The 23693-nt window shown below is 61.7% G+C and carries 13 protein-coding genes; 11 read left to right on the top strand and 2 right to left on the bottom strand.

Annotation, left to right across the window (positions count from 1 at the left end):
- Nucleotides 1–83: 83 nt before the first annotated feature.
- From J4D99_RS09755 to J4D99_RS09700, 11 genes are all read left to right on the top strand, one after another.
- Nucleotides 84–3353 carry a glycoside hydrolase family 2 TIM barrel-domain containing protein gene (locus J4D99_RS09755; RefSeq protein ID WP_236018606.1) on the top strand — a complete coding sequence of 1090 codons (3270 nt, stop codon included), beginning with the start codon at nucleotides 84–86 and terminating at the stop codon, nucleotides 3351–3353.
- A 17-nt stretch (nucleotides 3354–3370) separates the two neighbouring features.
- A complete protein-coding gene (locus tag J4D99_RS09750; RefSeq protein WP_208131516.1) occupies nucleotides 3371–4531 on the top strand; it encodes an ABC transporter substrate-binding protein in 1161 nt (386 codons plus the stop codon).
- A 145-nt stretch (nucleotides 4532–4676) separates the two neighbouring features.
- Nucleotides 4677–7106 carry a CaiB/BaiF CoA transferase family protein gene (locus J4D99_RS21800; protein WP_236018605.1) on the top strand — a complete coding sequence of 810 codons (2430 nt, stop codon included), beginning with the start codon at nucleotides 4677–4679 and terminating at the stop codon, nucleotides 7104–7106.
- A 52-nt stretch (nucleotides 7107–7158) separates the two neighbouring features.
- On the top strand, nucleotides 7159–8337 hold the full coding sequence (locus J4D99_RS09735) for an ABC transporter substrate-binding protein (protein ID WP_208131515.1): 1179 nt from the start codon (nucleotides 7159–7161) through the stop codon (nucleotides 8335–8337).
- On the top strand, nucleotides 8330–9406 hold the full coding sequence (locus tag J4D99_RS09730) for a Gfo/Idh/MocA family protein (protein ID WP_208131514.1): 1077 nt from the start codon (nucleotides 8330–8332) through the stop codon (nucleotides 9404–9406). Before J4D99_RS09735 ends, J4D99_RS09730 begins: the two co-directional genes overlap by 8 nt.
- 128 nt (nucleotides 9407–9534) lie before the next feature.
- Complete coding sequence (locus J4D99_RS09725; RefSeq protein WP_208131513.1) at nucleotides 9535–9978, top strand: MaoC/PaaZ C-terminal domain-containing protein; 444 nt, start codon at nucleotides 9535–9537, stop codon at nucleotides 9976–9978.
- A gap of 53 nt (nucleotides 9979–10031) precedes the next feature.
- Nucleotides 10032–11339, top strand: a complete 1308-nt coding sequence (fucP, locus tag J4D99_RS09720) for an L-fucose:H+ symporter permease (protein ID WP_208131512.1) — start codon at nucleotides 10032–10034, stop codon at nucleotides 11337–11339.
- A gap of 189 nt (nucleotides 11340–11528) precedes the next feature.
- Nucleotides 11529–15008 carry a glycosyl hydrolase gene (locus tag J4D99_RS09715; protein WP_208131511.1) on the top strand — a complete coding sequence of 1160 codons (3480 nt, stop codon included), beginning with the start codon at nucleotides 11529–11531 and terminating at the stop codon, nucleotides 15006–15008.
- Nucleotides 15009–15011: 3 nt separating this feature from the next.
- Nucleotides 15012–17051: an aceric acid hydrolase gene (locus J4D99_RS09710; RefSeq protein ID WP_208131510.1), complete on the top strand. Its 2040-nt coding sequence runs from the start codon at nucleotides 15012–15014 to the stop codon at nucleotides 17049–17051.
- Nucleotides 17052–17102: 51 nt separating this feature from the next.
- Nucleotides 17103–18536: a sialate O-acetylesterase gene (locus J4D99_RS09705; protein WP_208131509.1), complete on the top strand. Its 1434-nt coding sequence runs from the start codon at nucleotides 17103–17105 to the stop codon at nucleotides 18534–18536.
- A gap of 41 nt (nucleotides 18537–18577) precedes the next feature.
- Nucleotides 18578–20854: a DUF5703 domain-containing protein gene (locus tag J4D99_RS09700; protein ID WP_309509583.1), complete on the top strand. Its 2277-nt coding sequence runs from the start codon at nucleotides 18578–18580 to the stop codon at nucleotides 20852–20854.
- 93 nt (nucleotides 20855–20947) lie between these two features.
- Here J4D99_RS09700 and J4D99_RS09695 read toward each other — a convergent pair whose 3' ends face one another.
- Nucleotides 20948–22537 carry a sodium:solute symporter family transporter gene (locus J4D99_RS09695; RefSeq protein ID WP_208131507.1) on the bottom strand — a complete coding sequence of 530 codons (1590 nt, stop codon included), beginning with the start codon at nucleotides 22535–22537 and terminating at the stop codon, nucleotides 20948–20950.
- A 77-nt stretch (nucleotides 22538–22614) separates the two neighbouring features.
- Nucleotides 22615–23682 (bottom strand): Gfo/Idh/MocA family protein, encoded by a 1068-nt coding sequence (locus J4D99_RS09690; protein ID WP_213019543.1) that lies wholly within the window; start codon nucleotides 23680–23682, stop codon nucleotides 22615–22617.
- Nucleotides 23683–23693: the final 11 nt, after the last annotated feature.

Below are 23693 nucleotides of genomic sequence, written 5' to 3'. Positions count from 1 at the left end.
TCCTCAACAAAGTGAGTCGTCAGGCTCTTCCGCTCCTTTTTCGGAGAGGGGGCTTGGGGGGGAGGCGCACCGTCTGGACAGCCTTGCTACTGCTCTTAATAAGTACGGCAAAGGCCCAGGAGGCCAGCGTGTACTTCTTCCCCAACGTCTCGCACCCGCCGGCCATCTACACTGGCCCCGAGGGCGATGCCTGGCAAATCCCGCAAATCACCGAGCTGAACCGCGAGCCCGCTCGCGCTACGGCCTACTCCTTCCCCACCGAAAAAGACGCCCTAGCTGGCGACCGCAGCAAAACCCCGCGCCTGCTCTCGCTCAATGGCAACTGGGATTTTCAGTTTGCCCTGAAGCCCGCCGATGCGCCCAAAGACTTTTATAAGAGCCGGGTGCAGGGCTGGAAGCAGCTGGCGGTGCCGGCCAACTGGGAAATGAACGGCTACGACAAGCCGATTTACAAGAGCGCTAAGTACCCCTTCCGCCCCGTCGACCCACCCTACGTGCCGCAGGACTACAACGGCGTGGGCTCGTACCAGCGCACGTTTACGGTGCCGGCCGGCTGGCAGAATATGAACCTGACGCTGCATTTTGGCGGCGTCAGCTCGGCGTTTAAGGTGTGGGTGAATGGCAAGTTTCTGGGCTACGGCGAGGATAGCTGCCTGCCGTCGGAATTCAACGCGACGCCCTACTTGCAGGCAGGCGAGAACGTAGTGTCGGTGCAGGTAATGCGCTGGTCGGATGGCTCTTATCTGGAAGACCAGGACCACTGGCGCTTGAGCGGCATCTACCGAGAGGTGCTGCTGCTGGCCGAGCCGAAGGTACGCCTAGCCGATTTTCACTGGCAGGCCAAGCTCGATAAAGACTACCGCGACGCGGTGCTGAGTATTCGGCCACGCCTGGAAAACCTGACCGGCAACAACGACCTCACGGGCTACCAAGTAGCGGCCCAGCTGTATGACCGAGCGGGCAAGCCGGTGCTGGACAACGGCCTGCAACTCAGCGCCGATGCCATCCTGAACGAAAAGTACCCGCGCCTCGACAATGCCAAATTTGGCCTGCTCGAAACCACCGTGCGCAACCCGCTGAAGTGGAGCGACGAAGCCCCCACCCTCTACACGCTGGTGCTCACGCTGACTGACAAAGCCGGCGCGGTGCTGGAGGCCAAGAGCTGCAAAGTGGGGTTTCGCAGCATTGAGTTTTCGAAGGAAAATGGCAAGCTGCTGCTTAACGGCAAGCTGACCTACCTCTACGGGGTGAACCGCCACGACCACCACCCCACCAAGGGCATGGCCGTGAGCCGCGAGGACATTCGGCAGGATGTGCGTACGCTCAAGCAGTTCAATTTCAACTGCATCCGCACCAGCCACTACCCCAACGACCCGTACTTCTACGACCTCTGCGACGAGTACGGCATCCTGGTCATTGACGAGGCCAACCTCGAAACCCACGGCTTAGGCTCGAAACTGAGCAACGACCCGGCCTGGACCGCCGCCTACCAGGAGCGCAGCATACGTATGGCCCTGCGCGACAAAAACCACCCTAGCATTATTTTTTGGAGCCTCGGCAACGAAAGCGGCCGCGGGCCCAACCACGCGGCAATGGCGGCCTGGCTGCACGATTTCGACATCACGCGGCCCATTCATTACGAGCCCGCTCAGGGCGACCCGCACCTACCCGGCTACATCGACCCTAGCAACCCGAATTACCCCAAAAACCACGCCTACCGCATTCAGGTGCCGCGCGACCAGGCCTACGTGGATATGGTGAGCCGCATGTATCCCGGCCTGTTCACGGCCGAGCTGCTGGCCAACCAGGACAATGGCGATACGCGGCCCGTTTTCTTCTGCGAGTATGCCCACTCCATGGGCAACGCTACGGGTAACATGAAGGAATTTTGGGACATCTGGCGCAATACGAAGCGCGTGATTGGCGGCTGCATCTGGGAGTTTAAAGAGCAGGGGCTGTTGAAGCACGATTCCACTGGCACAGCTTATTACGCCTACGGCGGCGACTTTCAGGAGAAGTACTACGACGACTTCACTATCAAGGGCATTGTGGAATCGGATGGCAAGCCCAGGGCCGCCATGTACGAGTGCAAGCGCGTGTACCAGCCCGCCGAATGCACGCTTACCGATGCGAATAAGGTGTTAATCAAGATAGAGAACCGCCACGCCAGCAAGTCCTTGGCCGACTACGCCGTGGCGCTGGTCTTGCGCGAAAATGGCCGCGTTATAAGCACCAAACTGCTGCCGCGCCTGCGGCTGGCGGCGGGGCACGACACGGTTATTTCGCTCAAGCCTTACCTACCCAAAATGAAGGCGGGCGCGGAGTACCTGGCTACGATTTCCTTCGCGCTGCCGCAGGCACTGGGCTGGGCTGACCAAGGCCACGAGGTAGCCAGCAACCAGTTTGCCCTGACTGGCCTGGCCCAGCCGGCCAAGTCAGCTAAAAGCTACCCGGCCGTGGCCGTGCGCGACGACGCTACGGCTTACGTGCTCAGCGCCAATGGCTTTCAGGTGAGCATCGACAAGGCTAGCGGCGCCCTTACTTCTTATCGCCAGGGCGGCACCGAGCAGCTGGCCGCCCCGCTGCTACCCCACTTCACCCGCCCGCTCACCGACAACGACCGCCGCGGCTGGAAAGCCGATAAGCAGCTAAAACCGTGGTTTACGGCCGCGCCCAAGCTACAAAGCCTGACGCTGGACAAGTCGAACCCCGGCCAACCCAGCCTCACCAGCACCTACACGCTCATCGACGACAAAACCACCGTGCGCGTGACCTACACGCTAAACGGCGCTGGCACCCTGAAAGTAGATTACGCCCTCACGCCCGCCGCCGGCCTGCCCAATATCCCCAGGGTGGGCATGCAGTGCGGCATTCGCCACGCCGATACGCAAATCAGCTACTACGGCCGGGGGCCGCTGGAAAACTATATCGACCGCCGCTACGGCTTCGATGCGGGCATCTACACGCAGCCGCTCAGCGAGTTTGCCGACTCTTACGTGGTGCCGATGGAGTACGCCAACCGCACCGACGTGCGCTGGATGCAGCTTGCCGACAAGCAAAACGCCGGCCTGCTGGTGGTGGCCGACAGCCTGCTGAGCATGAGTGCCTGGCCCTACACCGAGCAGAATATCGAGCAGGCACGCCACACCAACAAGCTCAAAGATGCGGGTTTGGTCACCCTCAACATCGACCTGGTACAGATGGGCGTGGGCGGCAACACTAGCTGGGACGCCCAGGCCGCCCCCATTGAGAAGTACCAGGTGCCCGCCAAGCCCTACCGCTACAGCTTCTACCTGCTGCCGGTGAGCGGCAATAACGACGCCGCAGTTCGCGCCCAAGCCATAAAATTCTAAACGACGGAATCTCTCCAATGCCCACCGACAGCATTCATTTGAAAGGAATTACCTGGAATCATAGCCGGGGCTTCGTACCGATGGCGGCCACCGCCCAGCGCTTTTCGGAGCTAAACCCTGGCGTGGAAATTACCTGGCAGAAACGCTCGCTTCAGCAGTTCGCCGATGAGTCGATTCAGCAGTTGGCCGAGCGGTTCGATTTGCTGGTAATTGACCACCCGTGGGCGGGCTTTGCGGCGCGTACCGGCTCAATTTTGCCGCTGGATGAGTACTTGTCCACCAGGTTTCTATCTGACCAGCAAGGCAATACCGTTGGGCATTCCTTTGAAAGCTACAGCTTCAGCGGCCACCAGTGGGCACTGCCCATCGACGCGGCCACGCCCGTAGCCGCCAGTCGCCCTGACCTGCTTGCCCAGCGCGGCCTACCCCTGCCCGAAACCTTCACTGACCTACTCGCCCTCGCCGACCGCGGCCTGGTGGCCTTCTCGCTCATCCCCATCGACACGCTGATGAGCTTCTACATGTTTTGCTGCTCGCTGGGCGAAGACCCGTGCCAGCGTGAAAACGAAGTAGTGAGCGAAGCTATTGGGGTACAAGCGCTACAGCTATTTCGCGAGCTGGCTAGCAAGGTAGACCCGGCCTGCTTCCACCGCAACCCGATTCAGACCTACGAGGCCATGACGCAGACCGACGGCCTAGCTTACTGTCCTTTTGCCTACGGCTACTCCAACTATGCCCGGCGCGGCTACGCCCGCCGCCTGCTGCACTTCCACGACATGGTGAGCCTGACGCCCGGTGGCACGCGCCTGCGCAGCACCCTAGGCGGCACCGGCCTAGCTATATCGGCCAAGTGCACCGACGTAGCCACCGCCGTGCGCTACGCCGAATATGTGGCCTCGCCTGCCTGCCAGCAAACACTGTACTTCGCCAACGGCGGCCAGCCCGGCCATCTCACCGCTTGGCAGGATGAGCAGGTAAACGCCCAAAGCAGCAACTACTTCCTCGATACGCTACCCTCCCTGCAGCGCGCCTTCCTGCGCCCGCGCTACCACGGCCACATGTTCTTCCAGGACCACGCCGGTGAACCAGTACGCCAGTACTTGATGAACGGTGGCGACGAGCGGGCGCTGCTGCGCAAGCTGAACGAGTTGTATGTGAAATCCAGAGCGATGGCGTAACTCAAAAGGAACGTCATGCTGAGCGGAGCGCAGCGAAGTCGAAGCATCTCTACCGCTTCGTTGCTAACGCCAGAAGTTAGTTCACCATGCGAGATGCTTCGACTTCGCTGCACTCAGCATGACGATTGTAAAGACGAAACCACCCATGCCCCTCCCCCTAAAAGGCCTTTTAGTAATCGAGTTCAGCCAATTCCTGGCGGCCCCATCGGCCGGCCTCCGCTTGGCTGACCTAGGCGCGCGCGTCATCAAAATTGAGCGGCCGGGCTCGGGCGAGGCGGGCCGGCAGATTGCCATTAAGAATCTGTTTGTGGAGGGCAGCAGCCTGGTGTTTCACACCATCAACCGCAACAAGGAATCGTACGCCGCCGACCTCAAGAACCCCGCCGACCTGGCCCAGGTGAAGCAGCTGCTGGCGCAGGCCGATATCATGACCCACAATTTCCGACCGGGCATCATGGAGAAAATCGGCCTCGACTACGACGCCGTGCGGGCTATTAATCCGCGCATCGTGTACGGCGTGGTAACGGGCTACGGCCCTACCGGCCCCTGGGCCACCAAGCCGGGGCAGGATTTGCTGATTCAGTCGATGTCGGGCCTGGCGTATTTGTCGGGTACGAAATACGACGGGCCGACGCCCTTTGGCATCGCGGTGGCCGATATCATCTGCGGCTCGCACTTCGCGCAGGGGCTGCTGGCGGCGCTGCTCAAGCGCAACCGCACCGGCCAGAGCGTGCTGGTCGAAGTCAGTCTGCTCGAATCGGTGCTCGACATGCAGTTTGAGCTGCTCACCACCCACCTCAACGACGGTGGCCAACTGCCCCAGCGCGGCGCGGCCCGCGGCACCGCCCACGCCTACCTTAGTGCGCCTTACGGCATCTACCAAACCCGGGACAGCTACCTAGCCCTGGCTATGGGCAACCTCGATAAGCTCGACGCCGTGCTGGACACGGGTATTCTAGCCGACTACCCCACTGCCAGCTCTTGGTTTGAAGGCCGCGACGACATTGCCGAACGCCTAGTTGATGCACTACGCGAAGAGCCTACTGCCACTTGGCTGGCCAGGCTGGAGCCGCTGGGCGTGTGGTGCGCCGAGGTGCTAAACTATCAGCAAGCCACCAGCAGCCCCGGCTACCAAGCCCTGGGCATGCAGCAGCTAGTGAAGCTCACCGATGGCCAGTCGCTCCCCACCACCCGCTGCCCCATTCGCATTGATGGCGAGAAGCTGTACTCGGATAAGGCGGCACCCAAGCCGGGGCGCGATACGGCGGCTATTCAGGAGGAGTTTGGGTTGGGCGCTGCCTTACCGCCAAACCCAAACTCTTCGGAAAAGGAGAGCCTTGCGTTCTCTGACGTAAGCGACCGTCCAGCTCCCCTCTCCCGGAGGGGAAAGGCTAGGGGTGAAGTTAACCCTAAGCCCCTAGCAGACCTGCTTGTTGTTGATTTCAGTCAGTTTCTCTCCGGCCCCTCCGCCGCACTGCGGCTGGCCGATATGGGCGCGCGGGTCATCAAGATTGAGCGGCCCGAAACCGGCGACATCTGCCGGCATCTCTACACCTCGAACGTCATCATGAACGGCGAGTCGTCGGTGTTTCACGCCATCAACCGCAACAAGGAAAGCTTTGCCGTTGACCTCAAAAACGAGGACGACAAAGCGCAGGTACGCGAGCTACTCCGCCGCGCCGATGTGGTGATGCACAACTACCGCCCCGGCGTGATGGAGCGCCTGGGCTTCGACTACGCCAGCGTGAAAGCGCTGAATCCGAACGTGGTGTACGGTGAAATATCCGGCTACGGCCCCGATGGCCCCTGGCGCGACAAGCCCGGCCAGGACCTGCTGCTGCAATCGGTAGCGGGCCTGGCCTGGCTGAGCGGCAACGCCGACGCCGGCCCCGTGCCGATGGGCCTATCTATCGTGGATATGCTGGCGGGCGCACACCTTGCGCAAGGGTTACTGGCCTGCCTGGTGCGCCGCGGCCGGCGCGGCGAAGGCGGCCTGGTGCAGGTGAGCATGCTGGAATCGGCCTTCGATTTTCAGTTTGAAACTATCACCACCTTCTTCAACGACGGCGGCGCCCTACCCCAGCGCACCCAGCACAACAGCGCCCACGCCTACCTGGGCGCCCCCTACGGCATCTACCAGACCAGCAATGGGTTCCTGGCGCTGGCGATGGGCTCGATTCCGGTGTTGGGCCGGCTGCTGGGCTGCGAGCCGCTGCTGCACTACCTGGAGCCGGCGCAGGCCTTCACCGAGCGCGACGAGATAAAAGCCACCCTAGCCCAGCACTTGCGTACCGCTACCACCGAAGCCTGGCTAGCCATCCTGGAGCCCGCCGATATCTGGTGCGCCAATGTGCTAAGCTGGGACAAGCTGCTGGCGCACGAAGGCTTTGCGGCACTGAATGTGGTGCAGGAAGTCAGCATGCGCGACGGGTACCAGTACCGCACCACGCGCTGCCCCATCCGCCTCGATGGCGAGCTGCTCACCTCGCCCGTGGGCTCACCCAAGCTGGGCCAGGACAATGCCGCCATCCTGGCGGAAATCGCTACCCCTCAAACTGCCCGCCATGACGCCTGAACCGTCCATTTTCCGTATCGCGGTTCGCAAGTTTGGCCCTTTCGAAAGTGCCATGGCGAAGCTGTGGGACAGTTTTTGCCAGGAAACCGGCTGCCAATTGGCGGTGGAAATGGTGCCCATGGACTTGCACGAGCTGCACGCCAGCCTGCTCACCGACAAGGGCTTGCAAAACGGCGCCTGGGATGTGGCGCACATCAACACCGACTGGCTGGCCGAAGCCCACGCCGCGGGTGCACTCGAAAACCTCACGCCCTTTATCCACGAAAACCCACCCGCCGATTTTCCGCAAGGCTGGAGCCCCTCGCTGCTGGGAATGCAGCAGTATGGCGACGCCGTAGTGGGCCTACCCTTCCACGATGGGCCGGAATGCTTGATTTATCGCCGCGATTTATTCGAAAATCCAGCCGAGCAAGCGGCTTTCCAACGGCAGCACGGCCAGCCCTTGCAGGTGCCCAAAACCTGGGAAGACTTCCAGACGGTGGCACGTTTTTTCCAGCGGCCCACCGATAACCTGTTTGGCTTCGTAGCCGCTGGCTACCCCGATGGGCACAACACGGTGTTTGATTTCTGCCTGCACCTCTGGACGCGCGGCGGCCAGCTGGTAGATGCGCAGGGACGCGTTTGCATCGACAGCGCGGCGGCGGTAGAAGGGCTTAGCTTTTACCGGCAGCTGCTGCAAGATGCGGCGGCCGGGCACCCGCACACTAGGCAGTACGAGTCGGTGGCGGCGGGCCAGGCGTTTGCGCGGGGCGAAGCGGCGATGATGATAAACTGGTTTGGCTTCGCGGCCGTGTGCGACGTGGACGTCGCCTGCCCGGTGCGGGGCCGGGTTGACATTGCCCGCATTCCGCACGGCGCGGGTGGGCAGTCGGCTTCGCTGAACGTGTACTGGCTCTACGCCATCGGCGCGGGCAGCCGGCACAAAGCCCTAGCGTATGATTTTCTGCGCTTCGCTACCCGCCCCGAAAACGACAAGCTCCTGACGCTGGAAGGCGGTATTGGCTGCCGCCTCTCGACGTGGCAAGACGCCGAAATCAACGCCCTCGTGCCCTACTACCACAAGCTGGACCTGCTGCACCAGCAGGCCGAAACCCTACCCCGCAAAGCCAATTGGGCGCGCATAGCCGCCATCATCGACGAGGCTGTGCTGCAAGCCATTAACACCGATGCGCCCGTGGCCGAGCTGCTCGCCACCGCCCAGCGCCGAATTAATCTACTCGACCATGTTTAAGCTAGCTACCGCCGAGATTCCCTACCTGCCCGCGCTGCCCCGGCGGCCGCTGCCCATCGTCATCATCGGGGCGGGCGGCATCGTGGGCGACGCGCACCTGCCGGCTTACCGCAAGGCCGGCTTCGAGGTGGTGGGCATTACGAACCGCACCCGCCCTAGGGCCGAGAAGCTGGCCGCTGAGTGGGGCATCCCGCACGTGTACGACTCGGTGGCCCACGCCGTGGCCCACGCCCCGGCCGATGCCGTGTACGACATCACCATTATGCCCGAGCAGTTTGTGGCCACCCTAGCGCAGCTGCCCGACGGCGCGGGGGTGCTGATTCAGAAGCCGATGGGCGACTACTTCTGGCAGAGTCAGGAAATCCTCGAGGTATGTCGCCGCAAGAACTTAGTGGCGGCTATCAACTGCCAGCTGCGCTTTGCGCCCTACGTGAGCGCCGCCCGCGAAATGCTGCGCCAGGGCCTCATCGGCGAACTGTACGATATGGAAGTTCGCGTGACCCTGGAAACACCCTGGGAGCTGTTTCCGCACGTGATGGTGCACCCGCGCCTCGAAATACAGTACCACAGCATCCACTACATCGACTTGATTCGCAGTTTTTTGGGCGAGCCTAGGCGGGTACTGGCTAAGACCCTGCGGCACCCGGCCAAGGCGCTGTCGTCGTCGCGCTCCACCATTCTATTTGATTACGGCGACACGATGCACGCCGTCATCAATACCAACCACGACCACTCGTTCGGGCCCGAAAACCAGGAGAGCTTTATTAAATGGGAAGGCACGAAAGGGGCCATCAAAGCGCGCATGGGCCTGCTGATGGACTACCCGCACGGCGTGCCCGACAAGTTTGAGTACTGCCTCGTGCGCGAGGGTGAAAAGCCGGTTTGGCACACCGTAGCGCTGGATGGCTCGTGGTTCCCGGATGCCTTTATGGGCACCATGGGCAGCCTCATGCGCTTCAAAAACGGCGAAACCGACGTGCTGCCCACCAGCGTGGAAGATGTGATAAAAACGATGGCCGTGGTGGAAGCCGCTTATGCGTCGAGCGACGGAGGCAGCGTCTCACTGTAGCTTGGACTTTGTAGTCCGAGCGCGAGCGCAGCGAGCATCTGCGCTAGGGTAACTCATTTAAAAACAAGCAGCCGCAGATGCTCGCTGCGCTCGCGCTCGGACTACAAAGTCCAAGCTACATCCCCCTTATGTATTTCAAATCCACCTTTTTCGAAGACTATCAGCTCGGCGACAAGCGCGTGACCCTTGGCCGCACTATCACCGAAACCGACTTTGTGGTGCACGCCGGGCACACCGGCGACTTCTTCCCCCACCACCTCGACGCGGAGTGGTGCAAGACCCAGCCTTTCGGCCAGCGCATTGCGCACGGCACCATGATTTTCAGCATTGGTATTGGCCTCACGGCTTCCGAAATCAACCCCGAAGCCTTCTCCAAAGGCTATGACTGGCTGCGGTTTGTGAAGCCGGTTTTTATTGGCAATACCATCCATTCAGAAGTCACTATTTCGGCTAAGGAGGAAGGTAAAAAGCCCGGCTACGGCACCGTAACCGAGCACGTGGAAGTCATCAACGAGCACGGCGAAGTAGTGCTAGCCTGCGACCATTTGCTGGTAGTGAAGCTGCGCGGGTGATACTCCCCTAGCTGCGATACTTACCTTTCTATTTAGCAACTACTCCCACCCTTATGGCCCTAGCTCCCACTCCTACCCCCACGGCCACCCTCGCCCAAGAAGGCACCGGCAACAGTCAGCGCTACTTGTTTCCGTTTGTGCTGGTTACCTGCGTATTCTTCTTGTGGGGCATGGCGCACAACCTGGATTCCATCCTGATTCCGCACCTCAAAAAAGCCTGCCAGCTCGACAACCGGCAATCTACCTTGGTCGATACGGCAGTATTTCTGGCGTACTTCCTAATGGCCATTCCGGCTGGGATGCTATTGAAGCGGTTTGGTTATAAAAACAGCATCATCCTAGGGCTAGTGACGTTTGCGGCGGGTGCGTTTCTATTCGTGCCGGCCGCTGGAGCACGTTCTTACGGCCTGTTTCTCACGGCTTTGTTTATCATCGGTTGCGGGCTGACTACCCTCGAAACGGCAGCGAACCCCTACGCCGCCGTGCTAGGGCCGCCCGAGGGCGCTACCAGCCGGCTCAACCTAGCGGCCTCGTTCAACGGACTAGCGGCGATGGTGGCGCCGGTAGTGGGTACCCGGCTCATTTTGTCGGGCAAGGAGTACAGCGCGGCGCAGCTGGCAGCCATGCCTGAAGCCACCCGACTAGCTTATCTAGGGCACGAGGCGGCGGCCGTCAAAATGCCGTATATCGTGCTCGGTGGCGTGCTGCTGCTGATGGCGCTGTTGTTCTACTTCGTGGCCTTGCCTGAGGTGCGGGCCCAGGAAAGCGAGCCCTCGGAGGGGGGCGGCTTCTTTAGCGTGCTGCGGCACCGGCACCTGAGCTGGGCGGTGGTAGCGCAGTTTTTTTACGTGGGCGCGCAGGTGTGCATCACAAGCTTTTTCATTCGAATGGCCAAGCAGGGTGGCGGGCTCGACGAGAAAACGGCTGGCTACTACCTAGGGCTTTACGGGCTGCTGTTTACGGCCGGGCGCTTCGTGGGCACGGCGCTGCTCAAGTACGTATCGTCGCAGCGATTGCTGAGCCTGTATGCGCTCATTGCCATCGCCTTGTGCGCCGTGGCAGTGCTTGGCGACGGGTCTATCGTCATTTACGCTCTAGGGGGACTAGGCTTCTTCATGTCGATTATGTTCCCCACAATTTTCTCGCTGGGCATCGCGGGACTGGGCGATGACACCAAGCCGGGCTCGTCGTGGCTGGTGATGTCGATTGTGGGTGGGGCCATCATGCCGTACCTCATGGGCACGGTTATCGACCTGCGCGGCGACGCCATTCAGGCCGGCTACGTGGTGCCGCTGGTGTGCTTCGTGGTGGTGCTGCTGTTTGGGCTGTATGGGTACCGGGTACGAGGGAAGTTGGTGTAGAGCAGTCCATATAGCATATCATAGCACACCACGCGCTAAGTCGTCATGCTGAGCGGAGCGCAGCGGAGTCGAAGCATCTCTACCGCTTCGTTGCTGGCGTCAGGAGTTAGTTCACCGGTTGAGATGCTTCGACTCTACTGCGCTTCGCTCAGCTTGACAACCTAGAAATTCAAGTTCAACAATTCACCAATGAACTCACGCTCGCTCCGTAAGGCCCTTCTGCTACTAGCGCTCCCCGCCCTGAGCGGGTGGCCGGCCTTGGTGCGTGCCCAGCAAGCCCCCGACCTCCAGGCTGCCTTCCAAAACCCACCCGAGGCCGCCCGGCCCTGGGTATTCTGGTACTGGATGAACGGCGCGGTAACGCCCGAAGGCATCACGGCCGACCTCGCGGCGATGAAGGAAGCGGGTATTGGCGGGGCGTATCTGATGCCGATTAAAGGCGTAGACAATCCGCCGCTCCTCACGCCCGCGGCCGAGCAGTTGTCGCCGCGCTGGTGGACGATGGTGAAGCACGCCATGACTGAAGCCGACCGCCTAGGGGTCAAGCTGGCTATGCACGTCAGCGATGGCTTTGCGCTGGCGGGCGGGCCGTGGATTACGCCCGAGCTGTCGATGCAGAAGCTGACGTACAGCGAGACGCAGACCATCGGCGGGCGTCGCCTGAGCCTGACGCTGCCCCAGCCGGCAGCCGTGCGCGGCTACTACCGCGATGTGGCCGTGTACGCCTACCCCACGCCGGCCACCGGCACGGCCACTACCTACACCACCAAGCCGCACGTAACCAGCAATATCCCCGACAGTCAGCCAGCGCTGCTAGCGGTAGCCGGCAATAAGGAAACCCTCAAAGCCAATGAGCCCGGCTGGGTGCAATATGCCTTCGACCAGCCGTTTACCTGCCGCAGTATCCGCATCCACTCGAAGGGCTATAACTACCAGGCCAACCGCCTGCGGGTGGAAGCCAGCGACGACGGGCACACCTTCCGCGAGGTGGCGCGGCTACAGCCGCCCCGCAGCGGCTGGCAGGATAGCAGCGCCGTGACGCACGCCCTTCCGGCCACTACGGCGCGGTATTTCCGCTTTCAGTACGACCCGGCCGGCTCCGAGCCTGGGGCCGAGGACCTGGACGCAGCCAAGTGGAAGCAGTCGCTGAAAGTGACTGAGATACGGCTGTCGGAAGAGCCGCGCATTCATCAGTTTGAGGGCAAAAACGGTGAGGTGTGGCGCGTAAGCGAGCGCACGACGCCTCAGCAGGTACCCGATGCAGCGTGCGTGCCCCTAGGCAAGGTTATCAACCTAACTGACAAGCTCGACGCCAACGGCCGCCTGACCTGGCAGGCCCCGCCCGCCCGCTGGACCATCCTGCGCATGGGCCACACCAGCACTGGCCAAGTCAATACCACGGGCGGCGGGGGCCGGGGGTTGGAGTGCGACAAATTCAGCCCCACCGCCGTGACTTTGCAGTTTGACAAGTGGTTTGGCGAGGCCGTGCGGCAAGGCGGGCCCGAGCTGGCGGCGCGGGTGCTGAAGGTGCTGCACGTCGATAGCTGGGAGTGCGGCTCGCAAAACTGGTCGCAGAATTTTGCAGCCGAGTTCAGGCAGCGGCGCGGCTACGACCTACTGCCTTGGTTGCCCGTGATGGCCGGCGTGCCCCTGGGTAGCGCCGACCAGTCGGAGCGCGTTCTCTTCGACGTGCGCCAAACCATCGCGGAGCTAGTCAACGACAAATTTTACGTGACGCTGCGCGACCTAGCGCACGCCAAAGGCTGCACGCTGTCAGCCGAAAGCGTGGCGCCCACGATGGTCAGCGACGGGCTGCTGCACTACCAGAATGCCGACATGCCGATGGGCGAATTCTGGCTGCGCAGCCCCACCCACGACAAGCCCAACGACATGCTCGACGCCGTATCGGGCGCGCACATCTACGGCAAGAATATCGTTGGCGCCGAGTCGTTTACCGAGCTAAAGCTAGCCTGGGACGAGCACCCCGGCATGCTGAAAGCGCTGCAAGACCGCAACTATGCCCTAGGGGTCAACCGGACGGTGTACCACGTCTTTGTGCACAATCCCTGGCTCGACCGCCAGCCGGGCATGACCTTGAGCGGCATCGGCCTGTTTTTCCAGCGTGACCAAACCTGGTGGAAGCCCGGCCGCGCCTGGGTCGACTACACCCGCCGCTGCCAAGCCCTATTGCAACTGGGCCACCCGGTGGCCGACGTAGCCGTATTTACCGGTGAGGAGACGCCGCGCCGCGCCATTTTGCCCAACCATTTGGTCGATGACCTGCCCGGCATCGTCGGTCCGCAAGCCGTGGCCGCCGAGCACCAGCGCCGCGCTAACGCGGGCCTGCCCATGCGCGAGCAGCCCGAGAAAGTGTCGGCCTCGGCCAATATGGAAACGGCCGCCATGTTCGTGGACCCACTGCGCGGCTACGCCTATGACTCTTTCAACAAGGACGCGCTGCTGCGCCTGGCGAAGGTAGAAAACGGCCGCATCGTGCTGCCGGGCGGCGCCAGCTACGGCCTGCTGGTGGTGCCCGGCGCGCAGAAGCTGAGCCCCGACAGCACCAGTATGTCGCCCGAAGTGGCGAACCGCCTAAGTGCCCTAGTGCAAGCCGGCGCTACCGTGCTGCTCAATCGGCGGCCAAGCCGCTCGCCCTCGTTGCAGGACTACCCGGCTGCCGATAAAGCTATTCAACAGCTAGCGGCGCAGCTGCCCTCGGTCGCTACGGCCACTGCTAGCACTGCCCCCACTGCCTTCGCCGCTGGCCGGGGCCGCGTGCTGCAAGGGCCTTACACCGCCGAGTCGTTTGCGGCCCTAGGGTTGGCGCGCGATGTAGAAGCGACTACCCCCAGCGGCCAGCGCGCCTGTGGCATTGCCTGGACGCACCGCACCGCGCCGGAGTTCGATATCTACTTTATTTCCAATCAGCTAGACAGCGCCCGTACCGTCACCCTGAGCCTGCGCGTAGTAGGCCGCAGCCCCGAGCTGTGGGATGCCGTGACCGGCGAAATCCGCCCCGCTGCCGACTGGCAAACCGAAAACGGCCGCACGCGCCTTCTCCTGCACCTCGACCGCAACGGCTCGCTGTTCGTGGTGTTCCGCGAGCCGACTATTCAGGCTAGCGCCCACACCGGCCCCAACTGGACGGCCACGCAGCGCGTGCAAACCCTAGGGGGGGCCTGGCAAGTCAGCTTCGACCAAAAGCAGCGCGGTCCGGCCAAGCCTGTCGCCTTCGCCGCGCTCACTGATTGGAGTCAGCACACCAACGACTCCATCCGCCACTACTCCGGCACCGCCACGTACACCCAAACCTTCCGCTGGAAGCAACCCAAGCGGCACCCTAGCCAGCGCGTGTACCTGGAGCTAGGCCAAGTGGCCAACCTCGCCGAAGTAGCGCTCAATGGCCAGCCCGTCGGCACCGCCTGGACGGCCCCTTACCGCCTCGACATCACCGACGCGCTACGCAAAGGCGACAATCAGCTGCGCATCCGCGTCACCAACACCTGGGCCAACCGCCTTATCGGCGACCAGGCCCTCCTCCCCGACAAACGCCCGACCTGGACCCCAGCCCCTTCGCCCGCCGCGGGCAAACCGCTGCTGCCAGCGGGGCTGCTAGGGCCGGTCACGCTCGGGGTAAGCACCTTAGCCCTTCCTACGCCCACCAAATAGCTTATGAACGTGTCCATTAAAAAGATTGGCCTAGGGCTGGTGGCGCTGGCTTTGGCCAGTCCGGCTTTCGCCCAGCAAAAAGCCCTCGTCAACACCTCGGCCAGCACGCACGCCAAGCTCAGCAGTGTAGATATGGGCAGCGTGAAGTGGACCAACGGCTTCTGGGCCGAGCGGTTCGACGTGTGCCAGAAGTCGATGACTCCGACCATGTGGGCGCTCTACCACAGCGACCGCAGCCACGCGTACAAGAACTTCGAGATAGCCGCCGGCCTGGCCAAGGGCGAGCACAAGGGGCCGCCCTTCCACGATGGCGACTTCTTCAAGCTACTGGAAGCACTATCAGCGTCTTACGCCGTGACCCACAACCCCAAGCTCGACCAGGAGCTTGACGAAGCCATTGCCTTGATTGCCAAGGTGCAGCGGCCCGATGGCTACATCAGCACCCAAAGCACCATTGCGGAGCTGAATAACCCGAGTCAGAAGGCCGCTTTCAAGGACCGTCTGAATTTTGAGACCTATAACCTGGGCCACCTCATGACGGCGGCCTGCGTGCACTACCGCGCCACCGGCAAAACCACGATGCTCGACCTGGCCCGCAAGGCCACCGACTACCTCTATAATTTCTACAAAAAAGCCTCGCCCGAGCTGGCGCGCAACGCCATTTGCCCCTCGCACTACATGGGCGTGGTGGAGATGTACCGCACCACCCACGACCCGCGCTACCTGGAGCTGGCCAAGAGCCTGATTGACATTCGGGGGCTAGCCGCCGATATCGGCACCGATGACAACCAGGACCGCATCCCATTCCGCCAAATGCAGCAGGCCGGCGGCCACGCCGTGCGCGCCAATTACCTGTTTGCGGGCGCGGCCGACGTGTACGCCGAAACCGGTGACCCTACTTTGCTGACCACCCTCGACCGCATGTGGAACGACGTGACCCAGCATAAAATGTACGTGACCGGCGCGTGCGGGGCGCTCTACGACGGCGTGTCGCCCGACGGCACGGCCTACAAGCCCGACACGGTGCAGAAAATTCACCAGGCCTACGGCCGCGACTACCAGCTGCCCAACCTCACTGCCCACGGCGAAACCTGCGCCAACATCGGCAACGTGCTCTGGAACTGGCGCATGCTGCAAGTAACCGGCGACGCCAAATACGCCGACGTGCTGGAAACCGCGCTCTACAATAGCGTCCTATCCGGCATCAGCCTCGATGGGCAGCGGTTTCTCTACACCAACCCCCTAGCCTATTCGGCGGCCCTACCCTTCTCGCAGCGCTGGTCGAAGGAGCGGGTCGACTACATCAGCCTCTCCAACTGCTGCCCGCCCAACGTGGTGCGCACCATTTCGGAGGTGAATAACTACCTCTACAGCGTTTCGGACAAGGGCTTGTACTTGAATCTGTACGGCGGCAACAACCTAAGCACCAAGCTCAAGGATGGCTCGCCGCTGAAGCTCACCCAAGAAACCAGCTACCCCTGGGATGGCACCGTGCAGCTGACGATGCAGCAAGCCTCGAAGAAGCCGTTTTCGCTGTTTATGCGGGTGCCAGGCTGGTGCGCGGGCGCGACCCTGCGCGTCAACGGCCAGCCCGTAACCGCCGCCCTCACGCCCGGCACCTACGCCGAAGTAAACCGCCGCTGGAAGGCCGGCGATAAGGTAGAGCTCACCCTGCCCATGCCCGCGCAGCTAGTCGAAGCCAATCCGCTGGTTGAGGAAATCCGCAACCAGGTGGCCGTGCGCCGCGGCCCCGTAGTGTACTGCCTCGAAGCCAACGACCTACCCACAGGCAAGTCCTTAAGCGGCCTGTTGGTATCGGCCAATACCGCCCTCACGCCACATCACACCACCATCGCGGGCAGCGACGTGGTGTGGCTCGAAGGCCAAGCGCAGGTAGCCGACAACTCCACCTGGCAAGGCAAGCTATACCGGCCCCTAGCCGCTGCGCCAGCTGCCACGGTACCCTTCAAGCTGGTGCCCTACTACACCTGGGGCAACCGCGGGCTGCACGACATGGAGGTGTGGCTGCCGGTGAGTAGGTAGCAGGCCTCACCAGCCGTGTCAGCTCACTTCAGTCCTTCTTGAATTTTTCCGATGACTATCAAGCCCCTATACCTCTCCCTCTTCCTGCTCATTCCTACCCTGATTCGCGCTCAAGTGCGCCTACCCTCCCTTTTCACCGACAATATGGTGATGCAGCAGCAAGCAGACTGCGCCGTCTGGGGCTGGGCTAAGGCGGGCAGCACCATCACGGTGGCACCATCGTGGGCCAAGCAGAAATACACGGCCAAGGCCGACGCTGCCGGTAAGTGGAAGCTGAAGGTGAGCACGCCCGCCGCGAGCTATACGCCTTACACACTGAGCGTAAGCGGCGATGGCCCCGCTATACAGCTCAAAAACGTGCTCATCGGCGAGGTGTGGCTGTGCTGCGGGCAGTCGAATATGGAGATGCCGCTGAAGGGCTTTAAGGGCCAACCGGTGCTAGGGTCGAACGAAGCCATTCTGCATTCTAAAAACGACCAGCTGCGCCTGTACACGGTGCCGCGCTCATCGGTGACCGAGCCGCAGGAGAACAGCAAAGCCTCGCCCTGGCGCCTGGCCGAGCCTGAGGCGGTGAGCAATTTCAGCGCCACGGCGTACTACTTCGGGCGGCTGTTGCAAGAGCAGCTGCACGTGCCAGTGGGCCTACTGCATTGCAGCTACAGCGGCTCTTTCATCGAGGCCTGGATGGACGCCGAGAACCTCCGGCAGTTTGCGGGTGTGAAAATTCCCGCCAAGGGCGATACCATCAAGCTGGTGAGCCGTACGGCTACCACCTTGTATAATGGCATGCTGCACCCCATTGAGGGCTACGGCATTAAGGGTGCCATCTGGTACCAGGGCGAATCGAACTACGACCGGCCCGATGAGTATGCGCAGCTCTTTACTGCGATGGTGAAACAGTGGCGCACGCAGTGGGGCATGGGCGATTTCCCGTTTTACTACGCCCAGATTGCGCCCTTCGACTACACTCGCACCTCCAAAAACAAGGGCGGCAAATACAACTCCGCTTTCATCCGCGACACCCAGCGCAAGCTCCAGGACCAGGTGCCCAACACCGCCATGGCCGTGCTGCTCGACATCGGCGAGGAAACCAGCATCCACCCCATGCGCAAGGAGCCGGGCGGCACCCGCCTGGCTCTACTGGCCCTAGCCCAAACCTACGGCCGCAAAGGCTTCGGCGCGCTGAGTCCGACTTATGAGGCCATGACCCTGAAGGACAAAACCATCCAGCTCCGCTTCAAGAACTCGCCCAACGGCATGACCACCTTCGGACAGGAGCTAACCGGCTTCGAGATAGCCGGCGCCGACCAGAAATGGTACCCCGCCAAAGCCAGCATCAACGGCAGCAGCATCACCGTTTCGGCTGATGCGGTGGCGGCGCCGGTAGCGGTGCGCTATGCGTTTCAAGACTTCACGCGGGCCACGCTATTTAGCAACGAAGGGCTACCAGTGTCGTCGTTTCGGACGGATGACTGGGCGCAATGAGTTATTTATTAGGGTTTAAACGTGGCGCCTGGGCCGTCCTAGTGCTCCTACCCCTCCTCGCCCACGCCCAAACCGAACTTGCCACCAACAATATTACTTGGACTGCCCCTAGCAAAAACGCCGGCGAATCCATGCCCTGCGGCGGTGGCGATATCGGCCTGAATGTATGGGCTGAGAATGGCGACGTGCTGTTCTACATTGCCCGCAGCGGCACGTTCGATGAGAATAACTCGCTGCTAAAGCTCGGCCGCGTGCGCCTGCACCTTACGCCCAATCCATTCGAGAAAGGTACTTTCAAGCAGGAATTAGCCCTGCAAACCGGCGACGTGACGCTAACTGGCACCGTAGGCCAAAACACCGCCCAGGTGCACATCTGGGTGGATGTGTTTCGGCCCGTCGTGCATGTCGAAGTTAGCAGCAATGCCAAGCTCACTGCCGAGGCCAGCTACGAAAGCTGGCGCACCGCCGACCGCCGCCTTAAAGGCAAGGAAAACAATCAGAACTCCTACAAATGGGCGCCGCAGGGCGAGGTTAAAACCCGGCACGACAGCATCAGCTTCCGTAGCCAGGGCGTCGAGTTCTTCCACCAGAACCAAGCCCAGACCGTATTCGACGTGGCGGTGCAGCAGCAAGGCCTAGCCGGCATCAAAAACCAACTGTATAATCCGCTCAACCAACTAGTTTTTGGCGGCACGCTGCAAGGACCAGCTATGCGGCCGGCCGGCACTACTACGGGCCAATACCTCAATACTCCTTACACCGCCTGGAAGCTAAAAAGCCGCGCTCCGGCGCGCACGCACACGTTTGTGGTAGCGCTGCATACGGCCACGGTGCCCACCGCGCAGCAGTGGCAGCAGGGCTTGCAGCAGACGGTAGCCGCCGCTCGGCAAAACCCCAAGGCTGCCCGACAGCGCACCGTGGTCTGGTGGCGCGAGTACTGGCAGCGCAGCTTCATTTACATTCAGCCCGGCCAGCAGGCGGCCAATGCCCCGGAGTGGCAGGCCGGCCGCAACTACCAGCTCATGCGCTACCTGCTGGGCTGTAATGCGCTAGGGCAGTATCCGACCAAATTCAACGGCGGCCTGTTCACCTATGACCCGGTGCTGACGGACTCCACGCTCAAGTTCACACCCGACTTCCGCAACTGGGGCGGCGGCACCCACACCGCCCAAAACCAGCGCCTCGTATACTGGCCCATGCTGAAAAGCGGCGACGCCGAGCTGCTCAAGCCGCAGTTCGACTTCTACCTGCGCCTCTTGCACAACGCCGAGCTACGTAGCCAAACCTATTGGCACCACGGCGGCGCGTGCTTTGTCGAGCAACTCGAAAACTTCGGCCTGCCCAACCCTGCTGAATACAACTGGAAGCGCCCCGCGGACTTCGACAAGGGGCTGGAATACAATGCGTGGCTGGAATATGAGTGGGACACGGTGCTGGAGTTTTGCCTGATGATGCTCGAAACCGAGCGCTACGCCGGCCACGACGTGGCCGCCTATCTGCCCTTCGTAGAAAGCTGCCTCGCCTTCTTCGACGAGCATTACCAATACCTGGCCCGCCAGCGCGGCGCCAAGGCCCTCGACGGTGCGGGCCATTTGGTGCTCTACCCCAGTTCTGGGGCCGAGACGTACAAGATGGCCTACAACTCCACCGCTACCATCGCTGGCCTGCGCACGGTGCTCATGCACCTGCTAGCGTTGCCACCGCGCTATGGCTCGCCCGAGCAGCGCCAGAAATGGACCGCCCTACTAGGCCGCATCCCGGCCATTAGTTTCCGCGAAAGCCAGGGCCACCCCACCATTGCGCCCGCCAAAACCTGGGAGCGCCTCAACAACACCGAAAGCCCGCAGTTGTACCCGGTGTTTCCGTGGGGAATATACGGTGTGGGCAAAGCCGGCCTCGATACGGCGCGTAACACCTACCTGTACGACACGGACGTGCTGCGTTTCCGCAGCCACGTGGGGTGGAAGCAGCACAACATCTTCGCTGCCTGCCTGGGCCTCACCAACGAAGCCGCCGAGCTGACTGTGAGGAAATTGCAAGACTCGGGCCGCCGCTTTCCGGCTTTCTGGGGACCGGGCTACGACTGGGCCCCCGACCATAACTGGGGCGGCTCCGGCATGATGGGCTTGCAAGAAATGCTGCTGCAAGCTGATGACCATAAAATCTATTTACTACCCGCTTGGCCGAAGCAGTGGGATGTGCATTTCAAACTACACGCACCGCAGCAAACGACGGTGGAATGCGAGGTAAAAAATGGCAAGGTGCAGGTGCTGCACGTGTGGCCCGAGGCGCGCCGCCAGGATTTGGTAGTGCTGTAGCTCTCTCCTCCTCAAAAAGCAGGGGACTGGACTGCCGCCAACGTAGCCGGGCATTGGCCTGCCTTCCTTTTGACGAAGAACCGGGTGGAGGTTTTAATGCCCATTGAAGACCACATACAGCCCCAGCATCACCACGGTCAGCGCCAACCACAGTGCCCGCACCCGCGCAGTAGGCCGGGTCAGCACCCCATAGTCTACCGCCTGGCGCTCGGCCTGGCCCTTGGGGTCGGTTAGCGAGAGCAGCACGGCGGCTACGAATAGCGTAGCGAAGATGCAGAACGACAGCACCAGATAGTGCGGCCAGAAATCGTATTTCGTCGGCGGCAGCACCCACAGATACACCACGCCTACCCCAAGGCTAAAGGCCGACCCGACCGACAATATCGCATTGACGGCCCGCTGCGTGGTGCGCCGCCAAAACACCGTGAGCAGAAACACCACCGCCAGCGGCGGCGCGATGAAGCCGAGCACCGCTTGAAACACATCGAACAGATTTAGTCCTTTTACACTATCGATGGCTAGGGCCATGCCCACGGCGAAGGCGCAGCCCACCAGCACCGTGAGGCGGCCCACGCGCACCACATCGGCCTCGGTGGCGCGGGGGTTGATGCGGCGAGCGTACACGTCGAGGGTAAAGACGGTGCTCAGCGCGTTGAGCGACGAGCCGATAGTACCCACCAGCACGGCAATGAGCACCACCACGACCAAGCCCTTCAGCCCGGCCGGAAACAAGCTGGTAACCATCGTCATGTAGGCCTCATTAGGGTCTTTGAGGCTCGGAAACAGCTCGTAGCACAAGATGCCGGTGAGGATGAACAGCGGCAGCGATAGAATCTTCAGCCAGCCAATAAAATTCACGCCTAGCTGCCCCTGCTCCAGACTTTTGGCCCCTAGCACCGACTGCACCATGGCTTGGTCAGTGCAGAAAAACGCTATTGCCGACACCGGGTAGCCTAGCAAAATGGCATACCACGGGTACTTGGGGTCGGCGGCCGGGTGCACGAGATTCCAGTAGTGGCTGGGTACGCCGTGCCACACCCTGGCCAGCCCACCTACCTTTAGCACGCCGAGGATGCTGAGCGTAAGCGATACGCCAATCAGCAGCAGCATCTGGAATACGTTGACCTTGGCAATGGCCCGCAGCCCGCCCGTGTAGGCAAACAGCCCCGCAAACAGCACCAGCACGATTACCGATTGCCACATGGGCACACCCAGAATCTGCCGCACCAGCACGCCGCCCGCAAACAGCCCGAGCGACAGCCATGAAATCAAGATTTTAATGAGCGCGTACCAGGCCAGGATATTCTGCGTGGAGTCGCCAAACTGCTGCCCCATAAACCCCGGCATGGTGCTAACCCGCGCCGCGAGGTAGCGCGGCGCGAATACCACCGCCAGCAAGAATAGGAACACGAAGGCGTACCACTCAAAATTCACCGCCACAATGCCCGTGCTGTACCCGATGCTGGCAAACGCCAGCAGCATCGACGGCCCCACGTTGGTGCCCCACATGTTAAAGCCAATGCTAGCCCATCCCAGCGACTTGTTAGCCAAAAACAGCGATTCTTCGGGCTTGTCGCGCTGCGCAAGGCTGGCCCGGTAGCCAATGACAGCCAGAATCACGACGTAGGCCGCCACGATGGCATAATCCCAAATGGTAAGATGGCCGAGTAGGTTATTGCCCATATGGGAAAGGGTTGGGGTGGAAGTTGAGCAGGAATAGGCCTAGCGCAAGTTGCGCTGAGCCAGCGCCAGGCCTTGTGTTATAGCTGCACACCGTGCTCGGCTAGCACATCACGCACTTTTATCGGCTGGCCGGTGCTGAGCGAGCGGTCCATGGCTTGCAACAGGGCGATGGTACCGATGCCCTCGCGGATGTCGGGGTAGGCGGTGAAATCCTGCTCGATAGAGTCGGCGAAATACTCCAGGTAATTCTGGTATTCGCCGGCGTGGTGGCTCTTGCCTTCGAAGCGGAAATAGTGCTTGAGCTTGTGCTCCCAGGTGATAATACGCTCTTCGCCAGTGCGGTCGGTGATGGCGTAGCGCAGGTCCATGTAGTCGCCCTGGCTAGCCCCCTCAGTACCCCGCAAGATGCAGCTCATCTCCGAGTCGCGCGTCACGGGCTGCACGGGGCCGGTGTAGGCGCCGCTCACGCGGGCCACGCGGCCGTCGGTGGCCCGGAAGATGAAGTGCATGGTATCCTGGTGCTTCAGCCCACCTTTCGTGCCGTTGCTGCTGAGCATGCCGTAGCCCATCACTTCCTCGATATTGGGCAGGTACCAGCGGATAAAGTCTACCGGGTGGCTGAGGCCGCCGTAGAGCCACTTGAAGGCATTTTCCAAGGACCAGCCTTTTTCCAAAAACCAGCGGTGGTCGGCGTGGTAGTAGGCTTCGATGGTAATCAGTTCGCCAATGAGCCCAGCTTCGTAGTCGGCCCGCTGGCGCTTCATTGGTTCGAAAAAGCGGGAGCTTTGGCCAATAAACACCTTTTTGCCCGAGCTTGCGGCCAGCGCCAGTAGTTCATTGGCCTTGGCCAGGTCGTCAATAAATGGCTTGGTGCAGACGACGTGCTTGCCGGCTCGCAGGGCCTGCGCCACGTGCTCGGCGTGCAGGTGGTCGGGGGTATAGATGGCGATGGCGTCGATTTCGGTATCGTCGAGCATCTCCTGATACTGCGTAGTATAGTGCGGGAAATTGAACTCCTCGGCGCGGTGGCGGCACAGGGCCTCGTTGCGGTCGCAGATGGTTTTCAGCTTCCATTTGGGGCTGTTCAGCGCGGCCGACATGGTGCTGCGGCCCTCACCGAGGCCCAGGATTCCTAGGGTAAGCATCTTTTTAGTTA

Origin of the sequence: Hymenobacter sp. BT559, from assembly GCF_017571525.1 — a bacterium.
Taxonomy (GTDB): domain Bacteria; phylum Bacteroidota; class Bacteroidia; order Cytophagales; family Hymenobacteraceae; genus Hymenobacter; species Hymenobacter ginsengisoli.
The sequence above is the reverse complement of the archived record's forward strand: the minus strand, read 5'-3'. Positions and strand labels throughout refer to the sequence as shown.